This is a genomic window from Shewanella sp. Sh95, from assembly GCF_001308045.1.
Taxonomy (GTDB): domain Bacteria; phylum Pseudomonadota; class Gammaproteobacteria; order Enterobacterales; family Shewanellaceae; genus Shewanella; species Shewanella xiamenensis.
In genome coordinates this window covers 1-11,003 of the sequence record NZ_LGYY01000203.1, presented here as the reverse complement: position 1 = coordinate 11,003, position 11,003 = coordinate 1, and the positions used below count along the sequence as shown (strand labels likewise).

General features: G+C 45.4%; 7 protein-coding genes and 5 tRNA genes. 5 read left to right on the top strand and 7 right to left on the bottom strand.

Annotated features, from left to right (window positions below; translation table 11 throughout):
• Nucleotides 1–30: 30 nt before the first annotated feature.
• Together AEA42_RS14875 and AEA42_RS14870 are read right to left on the bottom strand one after the other, a co-directional pair.
• Nucleotides 31–121, bottom strand: a tRNA-Ser gene (locus AEA42_RS14875).
• Between the two features lie 473 nt (nucleotides 122–594).
• A tRNA-Ser gene (locus AEA42_RS14870) sits at nucleotides 595–685 on the bottom strand.
• 390 nt (nucleotides 686–1,075) lie between these two features.
• On the opposite strand from AEA42_RS14870, the gene AEA42_RS14865 reads away from it, so the two are divergent.
• Entirely contained in the window at nucleotides 1,076–2,809 is a 1,734-nt protein-coding gene (locus tag AEA42_RS14865) for an AAA family ATPase (protein ID WP_037417378.1), read from the top strand.
• 73 nt (nucleotides 2,810–2,882) lie between these two features.
• A complete protein-coding gene (gene fabA / locus AEA42_RS14860) occupies nucleotides 2,883–3,398 on the top strand; it encodes a bifunctional 3-hydroxydecanoyl-ACP dehydratase/trans-2-decenoyl-ACP isomerase (RefSeq protein WP_011071970.1) in 516 nt (171 codons plus the stop codon).
• Between the two features lie 110 nt (nucleotides 3,399–3,508).
• Here the strand turns inward: fabA and rmf are convergent, their stop codons facing one another.
• From rmf to rlmKL, 5 genes are all read right to left on the bottom strand, one after another.
• Nucleotides 3,509–3,685, bottom strand: coding sequence for a ribosome modulation factor (gene rmf, locus AEA42_RS14855; RefSeq protein ID WP_011071969.1), 177 nt, complete (start codon nucleotides 3,683–3,685; stop codon nucleotides 3,509–3,511).
• A gap of 187 nt (nucleotides 3,686–3,872) precedes the next feature.
• On the bottom strand, nucleotides 3,873–5,699 hold the full coding sequence (locus AEA42_RS14850; protein ID WP_055648126.1) for a DUF3466 family protein: 1,827 nt from the start codon (nucleotides 5,697–5,699) through the stop codon (nucleotides 3,873–3,875).
• A gap of 28 nt (nucleotides 5,700–5,727) precedes the next feature.
• Nucleotides 5,728–7,650: an ABC transporter ATP-binding protein gene (locus tag AEA42_RS14845; protein ID WP_011716644.1), complete on the bottom strand. Its 1,923-nt coding sequence runs from the start codon at nucleotides 7,648–7,650 to the stop codon at nucleotides 5,728–5,730.
• Between the two features lies 1 nt (nucleotide 7,651).
• Nucleotides 7,652–7,891, bottom strand: coding sequence for a glutaredoxin family protein (locus tag AEA42_RS14840; protein ID WP_023265787.1), 240 nt, complete (start codon nucleotides 7,889–7,891; stop codon nucleotides 7,652–7,654).
• Nucleotides 7,884–10,025 (bottom strand): bifunctional 23S rRNA (guanine(2069)-N(7))-methyltransferase RlmK/23S rRNA (guanine(2445)-N(2))-methyltransferase RlmL, encoded by a 2,142-nt coding sequence (gene rlmKL, locus AEA42_RS14835; RefSeq protein WP_055648125.1) that lies wholly within the window; start codon nucleotides 10,023–10,025, stop codon nucleotides 7,884–7,886. Before rlmKL ends, AEA42_RS14840 begins: the two co-directional genes overlap by 8 nt.
• Nucleotides 10,026–10,282: 257 nt before the next feature.
• On the opposite strand from rlmKL, the gene AEA42_RS14830 reads away from it, so the two are divergent.
• From AEA42_RS14830 to AEA42_RS14820, 3 genes are all read left to right on the top strand, one after another.
• Nucleotides 10,283–10,359: transfer RNA gene (locus AEA42_RS14830), tRNA-Met, on the top strand.
• 62 nt (nucleotides 10,360–10,421) lie between these two features.
• Nucleotides 10,422–10,498 (top strand) — tRNA-Met (locus AEA42_RS14825).
• Nucleotides 10,499–10,530: 32 nt separating this feature from the next.
• Nucleotides 10,531–10,607, top strand: a tRNA-Met gene (locus AEA42_RS14820).
• Nucleotides 10,608–11,003 lie beyond the last annotated feature (396 nt).

The following is an 11,003-nucleotide window of genomic DNA, read 5'->3' as shown; positions in this document are numbered from 1 at the left end:
CATCATTGCTGATGGCTTTTCCGTGAAATATGGCGGAGGAGCAGGGATTTGAACCCTGGGTGGGCTATAAACCCACGCCGGTTTTCAAGACCGGTGCATTAAACCACTCTGCCACCCCTCCGAACGAGCGAGATAATATACATCTCGCCCAAAGCTGTAAACTTAAATTTATTATTATTTGAATTGATTGGCGATTTGATATCCAGCTGGCGATGAAATCATCGCTTTCAGGGCGATTTTTGATCTGTTGCTATTTCTGCTCACTAAAAACCGGCATGACAACAACATTACCTAAGTCACTTTTGAATAGATTAAAGAATCGCGAGCACTTTTTTAAGGTGGCGGCTTCCTATGAAAAAGATGAAGTATAAATGGGATCGTAGGAGAAGGTTAATCCAAACCTTAAAAATCAACTTCTTCATATCAGAACATAATGATTATCAAGACAATCGCAGATACGCCTTTTGGCAATGTAATCAAACATCTCATACCATGGAACCAGATGCAAAAAGGCCGCTAATTGTTTAGCGGCCTTTTTGACTGACATAACATAAACAAAAAGGCCATCATTGCTGATAGCCTTTCCGTGAAATATGGCGGAGGAGCAGGGATTTGAACCCTGGGTGGGCTATAAACCCACGCCGGTTTTCAAGACCGGTGCATTAAACCACTCTGCCACCCCTCCGAACGCCGCAAATAATATAAGCATCATCGGTGCTTGTAAACAGCAATTTTTGAATATTGTCTCAAATGCTCATCTTATGTTCAGACGGATGAATTTTCAGGCGAATAGCAAACATATTTTCAGCAATATCTGGGTAAAGCAGCAGGCTTTGTTTCCTAAAAGCACAAATAACTACAGAGTGCTTCCTGAGCGCCAGTATGGTGCTTAAAACCCTTGTTTCATCGTCAGTCGTTTATCTGTAATCAGAATATTATTTTGATTTAAACCCGAAAAACATTGGATTTCACTATTAGGAAACAAAGCCAAAGCAGCATAAAAACACCTATACAGTAAGAGACTTGCCCTCTCGGTATGGTAAAATCGCGGTAACTTTTCACGGTAAATGCTTATATGAATTCACTCTTGATACCTTCATCCTCACTCGCCCCTGAATTTAATCTTCCCGTCCTGTCGCAATTGCCAACAGGATATAAAGCGTTGCTTTTAGGTCAAGAGCGCGTATTGGATGCCTTTAAGTTACATAACGCCATTGCCGATCAACAACTGTATCTCGCAGACTTTCCTGGCATCGATAGACTATTAATGATCAAAGCATTAATGGAAACGCTTGAGCCATTGCCGGCAGCTTATCTGGTGGCAAAGCGCCCCGAAGACAAAACCATTCAATTCCATTGGCAATATGAAGCGCCGCAGGACAACCAAGGCTCAATTGCTGAAAAGCATGTCAGTTATCGCTATCTGAGTGGCAATATCCGCCGTTCAGACCTACTTGGCCGTATGGTGCAATCAGGTAATAGCAGTAAATATCAAGCGGGTGCATTGGCCGAATGCCATTATGTATTTATCTGCGCTGAATCCCTGTGGAAACGAGAAGGCTTATGGGATTTGCTGCTGCAAATCCTGACACAGAAAGAGTATCAAATCAGTCACAACCTAAGCCCAATCCCATTAAATTGTAAAATTATTTTAATTGGCGCGGGTTTAATCTATAGCCAAATTAGGTCTGAAGATTGGCAATTTCAACGCCACTTTAACCTGTTGGCAGAACTGGCGGGTGAACTGGATTTGACCCGTTTTAAAGAAGCGCAATATGCCAGTTGGCTACAAACGGTGGCACAAAGTGTCGATGTCACATTAGAACAATCCAGTCTTGCCCCACTCTTTCGACACAGTGCTAGATTAACTGAGCATCAACGTCGCTTAAGTCTCTCAATGCTAGATTTGGCGCAGTTAATGGCGCAGGCAAAAGTCTATCGCGGTAAATCAACAATTAATGCAGCCAGCATTGAACGTGCGCTATCGCAAGCCAATTATCGCCATAACAGCTCTGAAGAATTTTCAAGCCAAAGTTTTGATGACAATTTCATAAATCTGCCAACTACGGGCGCTATGGTAGGACAAATTAATGGTCTTACTGTTATCGATGCGATTGATCACTGCTATGGTGAACCAGCTCGGATCACCGCTACGGTACACTATGGTGACGGTGAAGTTGCAGATATTGAAAGAAAGTCAGAGCTGGGCGGTAATATCCATGCAAAGGGTATGATGATCCTTTCAGCCTGTTTATATCGTATCTTTGGTCGCGATGCGCCATTGCACCTAAATGCCAATATTGTATTTGAGCAATCCTATCAGGAGATCGATGGCGATAGCGCCTCGCTTGCAGAATATTGCTGCTTGATGTCGGCCATTGCCGAACAGCCGATTATTCAATCGTTAGCCATAACAGGTGCATTGGATCAATTTGGTAATGTACAAGCCATCGGCGGCATTAATGAAAAAATAGAAGGCTTTTTTAATCTTTGTGAACGCCGAGGCTTAACCGGTGAGCAAGGTGTAATTATGCCCAAGTCAAATATATTACAGCTTAATCTACACCCCAAAGTGATTACAGCTGTAGGCAAAGGCTTGTTCCATATTTATGCCATTGAACATATGGATGAAGCGGTCGAGCTATTGATGCAGATGCCCGCTGGCGTTGCCGATGAAGATAATGACTTCCCAGCAGAATCCTTATATGGTCTAGTGCAACAACGATTAGACAAGCTAGCTGGTAACGGTGAAGAAGAAATAGGCTTAATGACGAGATTACTCGCAAAACTAGGATTTTTTCGACATTAATTAGCTGATCGGAGTTGTTTAGCTTACACGTGTTCGCTAATCTTGGCGCTCTTATTGCTGGAGTAGTAAAACAATGAATAAAGCAAACAGTTTCAACAAAGAAGAACTTATCGCCTGTGGCCATGGGAAATTATTTGGTCCAAACTCCCCTCGCCTCCCCGTAGACAACATGCTGATGATCGACAGGATCATCACCATCAATGACAACGGTGGTGAGTTTGGAAAAGGTGAAATTGTTGCCGAACTCGACATTAAGCCAGAATTATGGTTTTTTGACTGCCACTTTATCACTGACCCAGTTATGCCGGGTTGCTTAGGCTTAGATGCCATGTGGCAACTGGTTGGTTTTTACCTAGGCTGGGAAGGTGCTGAAGGCAAAGGTCGCGCTTTAGGTGTGGGTGAAGTGAAGTTTACAGGTCAAGTATTACCCGGCGCGAAAAAGGTCACTTATAAGCTCAATATCAAACGTACCATCCACCGTAAATTAGTAATGGGTATTGCAGATGCCATCCTTGAAGTAGATGGACGTCAAATTTACAGTGCAACCGACCTTAAAGTCGGTGTATTTAGCGATACTTCGACCTTCTAACCTGCTTTACTCGGCAATATTCAATAGAGACAAAAATGCCCTCATCTGAGGGCAATTATGCTGCATTACTCTGTTTGTTCTGGGCTATTTAATTAATGAGCAAAACGCCATTATTTATTAAATAGCCCATTAACTCGGCCATCCACACCTTCACGCCAACCACCTAACCACTGTGACCGCGAATCAAGATTTGCATAAGGACAGAGCTCCTTAGAGCGCCCACCAATACCAGCTTGGAATCCTTTTGAAAAAGCTCTGTCTAAACGATCTCGTTTTTGTCTTTTCATGCAAGCGTCCTCTGTTCTACGTGAAATAGAAGCAACAGCTTCACCCATAGGAATAGTGCTTTTCAGCGCTGAGATCAATCAAAAAATCGTTCATTTTATCGACTATTTATTAAACTATTGAGATCATGATTAAAAAAAATCGAGGCATTTTGCCTCGATTTTTTTAGTCTGAATTCAAGCTTAAAAACTAGCGAACCCGACGACGTAACCAAACTAAGGGTAAGGCTAATAACCACGCGAAAGATGCTGCACCTTTACGTTCATAATTCCCCGTATCAGTACTTTCATCCACGGTACATGCTTCACCGTTAGTGGTAGGTTTAAGCACAACCATACGTGGAATATAAGCTGTCACAGGGTCACCATTACCGCTGAGTTCAAACAGAGGTAGGCCATTTTCACCAACGATAATGTTGCCATCTTTATCGAGTTGGTATGAAGGCTTACGGATAAAGGCGGTACCGACAATGGTTCCCTCTTCGTTAATACTCGCGGCTTCAACAACCAGAATATCACTGTTGTAGCTAAGCACTTTACCTGAACCATCCGTGATTTCAACTTTATGACGAGCCCAATTTCCATCAGCTCCCTTATCAAAACCCTTAGATTCACAGGTCAGCAAGTTATTAAGGTTACTGAACTCACCTGTTGACTTTTCATATAAGAAGCCCGCCTTTGGTCGCGGTTTTTCCTTATCGTAGGTAGTTTCAATATAGCCAACGACTTGACCTTTATTATTGATATCTTTGGGTTTGCTGGAAAGATCCGTTGTCGTCGCCGCAAAATCATTAGGCGTCACATAAGGCACATCAGGGGTATTAATATCAAAGTAGAAGAACTTATCGCGTAAATATCCTTGGATATAGCTGCGATAGCTTCCCACGACAATACCACTGTCATTCACATCGTAGGCGATGGAGCTTGAAATAGAATCACCCATCGGGATCCAATGGTATTGATAGTTGCCCTCAGCATCTTTGCTCCAATAGGCGGCATCTTGACGTAATCTATCAGTATTACCGTTACGGTAAACATGCGAGCGTCCCGCCACCACACCGTCATTATTCACTCCCAGAGCTTGGGCGGTAAACGTCAGCGTATTATCACTAGCAGGGGTTAATCCTAAGGGTAATGCAGTACCCGTTGCGGCGCCATTCTCCAGTTGCCATACATAGGCACGGGTTTGGTACTGAATATTGCGAGTACCTTGGGTATTAGGATATTGCTCACGCTGAATACACACATCTAACGGTAACGTGTTATCAGTACCTAAACAGTAAGCAACCCGATCGCCGCCATATTTACTGATATCAGTACTGGCATAACCAACAATTAAATTATTGTTATTTACAGCCGTTGCCGCCGACCAACCGCCTAACTCAACAGTTTTATCATCTTTCACATACTGAGTATAAGGTGGCGGTAATGGGATTTCGCTATCGCCAACTTTTGCAACACCGCGATATTCGTAATCACGGTAATACCAGTAGTCGGTTGCGTCATCTGTCGTCGCGGTATTTTCCGTCTTCTTTTCAGGTGCAGTCATGCTGCCGACTTTTACGCCAGCATCGTTGATACCGTAGTAAAAAGTATCAACTGAGTTGACAACAGAAGTATCACTCGGTGGCGTAGTGCCATTAATACTGTCAAACGTTGGTAACCATGCACCAGCTGCACCATTTTGCGCGGCAATAAACGCAAAGTTATTAGCAACAATAGCTGCAGTAATGGAGTAAGTAATGGTTTCTTCAGGGGCGATACCATCTTCAACGTCGATAACCCCACCTTCCACATCGGATGTACTGAGTTTTTTCTTACCTTTAGCGATACCGACTAACTCATCGTTGGCATTCACGCCTAAGGCATAACCATTACGAGTGCCTTCGAGCGTGCCTTGCAAATCATAATTGTCAATATTAACAATTTCATAGACGGGTGCAGCATGGGCACTGTGTAATACGCCAAGGACACCTAAGGCAACCAAGGAGAGGGCTTTATCCAACTTTGACTTCATTAATTCTATTCCCATTTTTATTATTGGTTTACTTCAGTGACTCAAGCTCTTCCCATCGCTCGAAGCAAACTTCCAATTGCTTTTCTTTATCCGCCAACAGGTTCAATACCGAATTGATTTTATCCTGTGTTTGGCTATAAAAATCTGGGCTTGCCACTGTGGTTTGCAATTCGAGGATTTCTGCCTCTAATGTTTCCATCAACTCAGGCATGGCCTCTAATTCACGCTGTAACTTATAGGACAGTTTTTTCGCGGCTTTGGCGGGCTCGGCCACTTTTACCTCAGCGGTTTTTACTGTCGCAGGAGCTTCGACCGTGTTTGGTTGACTAGGTTCCTCAGAATAAAACTTTGCCCCTTGGTCAATTGCGTCTTGATAACCACCAACATACTCGCTCCAATGCCCATTACCCGCATACCACCAGCTGCTGGTGACAGTGTTATCGATAAAGGCCCTATCATGGCTCACAAGCAACAGTGTGCCTTGATACTCAGTCAGCAGCGACTCTAGCAATTCTAGGGTCTCAATATCAAGATCGTTTGTCGGTTCGTCGAGGATAATCAGGTTAGCCGGACGAATAAGTAACTTAGCCAGTAATAACCGGTTTTTCTCACCACCCGATAATGCCTTTACTGGCGTACGGGCGCGCATCGGCGAAAATAGGAAATCCTGCAAATAACTTAAGATATGGCGGTCTTGACCATTAATGGTGATGGTCTTTTTACCCTCACCTACGTTGTCTTCAACGGTTTGCTCAGGATCCAGCGCCTCACGGTATTGGTCGAAATAGGCAATCTCTAACTTAGTACCGACTTTCACCTCACCCGATTGGGGTTGTAACTTCTCAATCAACAGCTTGATAAGGGTCGATTTACCACAACCGTTCGGGCCGATAAGCGCAATACGGTCGCCTCGAAGTACTGTGGTATTAAAGTTCTTAACCAGATTTTTATCGGGCAGATTGTAGTTTAAGTCCTTTACATCGAAGACTAACTTACCCGAACGCTCAGTATCGGCCACCGCCATCTTGGCATTGCCCTGACGATTTAAGCGCTCACTGCGTTCTTGACGCAGCGCCTTGAGTGCACGCACGCGGCCTTCATTACGGGTACGACGGGCCTTAACCCCTTGGCGGATCCACACTTCTTCTTCGGCTAATCGCTTATCGAATAGGGCGTTTTTCTCGGCTTCAACCCTTAACCATTCCTGCTTACCATCGAGGTAAGCTTGGTAATTGCCAGGCCATGAGGTCACCACGCCACGGTCTAAATCGACGATGCGGGTAGCCATGCGGGCAATAAAGCCCCTGTCGTGGCTGATAAACACAATAGCACCTTGGAAATCCAGCAGGAATTTTTCCAGCCATTCGATGGTATCGATATCTAAGTGGTTAGTCGGTTCATCGAGCAGTAATAAATCCGGCTCACTGACGAGGGCGCGGGCAAGCGCCACTTTACGCTGCCAACCACCGGATAATTCACTTAAGGATTTATCGGGATCTAGACCTAATAACTCACAATTTTGTTTGATGCGCGAGTCAAGCTGCCAACCGTTGTGATGATCCAACGTTTCCTGCAGCTTTTGCATTTGATTAAGCATGCGCTCCATCAGCTCAGGTTCGGCATAAGCCACATCGTGGGACAGTTGATGGTATTGCTCTAACGCTTCACCGACTTCCTTTAAGCCCGCAGCGATATAAGAGTAAACCGAGCCCTGCTCCGCCTTTGGTGGATCTTGCTGCAAACGGCTGACAGTGACGCTGCCATCGATGTTGAACTCACCTTCATCGAGCAGCACATCGCCGGATAAAATCTTCAATAGACTCGACTTGCCCGCACCATTGCGGCCAACAATACACACTCGCTCGCCGCGCTCGATAGTGAAATCGGCATTTTGCAGCAGCGGAGTATAACCATAGGCTAACGAGCCATTATTGATACGAACCAGACTCAAACTAAGCTCCTAAAAATTCTTGTAATTGGGTAGCGTCAAAGGGCCAAAATAGGCAACGCTCATCCGCGGCCTTCACCACGGGAATACACACGCCATAACGTTCAGCTAAGGCTTCATCATCGCAAATATCGATGGCCGTAAAAGGCACCTCGGCGGCATTAAGCAATGCCGCAGCCAGTTCACATAAGTGACAGCCTTCGGTGTGGTACAGCACGTAGCTCTCAGGCAATACATTATGCATGGGTGATAAGCCAAGTATTATGGATATGGGGATTGCGCTTGTAATCCATGGGTAAAGTCACATCATCGATGTTTTCCACCTTGATGTTCATCTTGGTCAAGGTGTCGGTGTCCATCTTAAACTTGCGTTTGTTGTTGGAGAACACTATCTCCCCGTTTGGACTTAACAGCTTGATAAGCATGCCCAGTAAATTCACATGGTCACGTTGCACATCGAAGGAATCTTCCATCCGCTTGGAGTTAGAGAAGGTCGGCGGATCGATAAAAATCAAATCGTATTGCGCGGATTTATCGAGCGCACTATCGCGGATCCATTGCAAACAATCGGCCTGCACAAACTCATACTGCTTGCCACTGAGACCATTTAGCGCAAAGTTTTCCTTCGCCCACGCAAGATAAGTGTTTGACATATCAACCGTCGTGACCGACTTAGCGCCACCTAATGCGGCATGCACAGAGGCAGAACCTGTGTAAGAGAACAGGTTCAATACCCGGCGTCCTTTCGATTTTTGTCCCACTAAACGGCGGGTTAATCTGTGATCGAGGAACAACCCAGTATCCAAATAGCCCGTCAGATTCAGCTTAAACTTAGCGCCATATTCGGTGGTGATAAGCTCAAGCTTACGCTCATCGAGCTTTTGATATTGATTGGTGCCCTTTTGACGTTCACGGGTCTTCATAGTGATCTTGTGCGGTTCGACCCCAATCGCAGCAGGTAGCGCCAAGAGCACATCGCTTAAACGGCGTTTTGTCACGGCCTCAGGAATACTGGCCGGCGCCATATATTCCTGCACCACGATATGGTCTAAGTAGCGGTCGACCGCTACGTTATATTCAGGAATGTCGGCATCATATAAACGGTAGCTGTCGATACCTTCTTTTTTCGCCCACTTTTCTAATTGCTTGGCATTTTTCTTAATACGATTCGCAAATGCTGGCGCGATATCGGCAATGTCCACCCCTTCTGGCAGTACAGGTGTATCACGACGAGTGCTTTGCGCGTGCAAGGTATACAGGTTAAAGGCACACTCCAGCGCACCGTTAAACATCTTCATCTGCTTATCGGCTTTGAGTTTCAGTGCCGAAATCAGCTCGATATCGCTACAGAGCATAGCCACTTTCCAGCCGCCAAACTCCTTTTTAAACTTATCGCCTAATTGGTAATACAGCTGCAATAGCTCAGAAACACTGCCTAAACGCTCACCGTAGGGAGGGTTAGTAATGAGGTAACCTTCGGTAGCTGGCGGCTCGACATTGAGCGCATTAGCGACTTTAAAGTCAATCAAATCAAGTACACCGGCGTTTTGTGCATTACGTTTTGCCAACGCCACTAAGCGCGAATCGATATCCGAGCCGTAGAACTTCACTTCGCAGCGTTTTACACCTAAAGATGCACGCGCCTTGGCCTCTTCTAAAATTTCTTGCCATGTGGCTTTATCGTGGCGGCGCCAATGCTCAAAACCAAAACGGCTGCGCTGCAACCCTGGTGCAATATCGGCAGCCATTAATGCGGCCTCAATCAGTACAGTACCGCTACCGCAGAAAGGATCGAGTAAGGTGGTTGGCGCGGCTTTCCAGCCACTGCGTACCAACATGTTAGCGGCGAGGTTTTCTTTTAACGGGGCTTCACCCGTCGTAGAGCGATAACCGCGTTGATGCAAAGAAGGTCCCGAGAAGTTCATCGCAATGGTGATCACCCCATTACGGAAATGGGCATCGATTTTAATGTCGGCATCGATACGGGCGACGTTTGGACGGGCATCACCGTCATCACGGAAACGGTCAACAATCGCATCTTTAATCTTTAACGCACCAAACTGGGTGTTGTTGATAAAACCGCCAGTGCCGTGAAAATCGATACTAAAGGTGTTGCGATTGGAGAAATGAGCTGACCAATCAATACAATAAGCTGCGTTATATAATTGCTCCGCCGACTCACAGGGGCCCTTATAGATCACCAGCACGATACGGCTGGCCAAACGCGTCCACAGGGTAATACGGTAGGCTAAGGCAAGCGGCGCGGTAAAATAGACACCGGCAACACTCTCTTTAATCTCAGTCGCACCAAATTCTGTCAGTTCTTGGGCTAAGCTATATTCAAAGCCCTTAGGGGCGGCAGCAAAAAAATTAAGCATGGGATAATCAATACGCAGTCAAAATCAAAGCGACATTATACCTGTGAAGCGACATAAAAGATAAACAGTTATTAGCCGAAACTCGATTTAGTCAGACAGTTAGCACGCTTTTATCCATCCCTTAACATGCCATAGCGTTCAGATTGTCCGAAATTCCCCCATTACGATTTATATTTAAGCACTCGTCCATTTTTTTGAAATTCCTCCTTGCAATGCCACTGCGCTGCCGTTATAGTTCGCCCCGCTTTAGAGACGGACGCGGGATGGAGCAGCTTGGTAGCTCGTCGGGCTCATAACCCGAAGGTCGTTGGTTCAAATCCAGCTCCCGCAACCAATTTAAAGCCAAGGTGACGATATTCAAAAGGATATTCAATCTTGTAAATCATCAATATCGGACGCGGGATGGAGCAGCTTGGTAGCTCGTCGGGCTCATAACCCGAAGGTCGTTGGTTCAAATCCAGCTCCCGCAACCAATTGATGGATAAAAAATAAAGTAATAATCGGACGCGGGATGGAGCAGCTTGGTAGCTCGTCGGGCTCATAACCCGAAGGTCGTTGGTTCAAATCCAGCTCCCGCAACCAATTACCGACTTACTATCACTAGGCCAGCATTAAGCTGGTTTTTTTGTGTCTAAAATTCATATAGAAAAATGACCATAGCGCGCTCGTCGGGCTCAGCCCCTTATAAACAGCGGGCGAAGGTTGTTGGTTTAAATCCAGCTCCCGCAACCAATTATCGACTTATTATCACTAGGCCAGCATTAAGCTCTGAAGAATCCCCTGATGATTTACAAATAAATCATCAAATTAGGGTGGAAGCGCATCTTGTTGCATGATCAAATGGTTTCGCCAAAAACTACACTTGGACAACAAGATGCGCGAAGCCAATATCCTACAACATTCTTTACACCAATACTGCCCAGAACTTCACCTAAAACGATTAAACAGCTTGATGCTGGCCTCTAAGGCACTGATTGA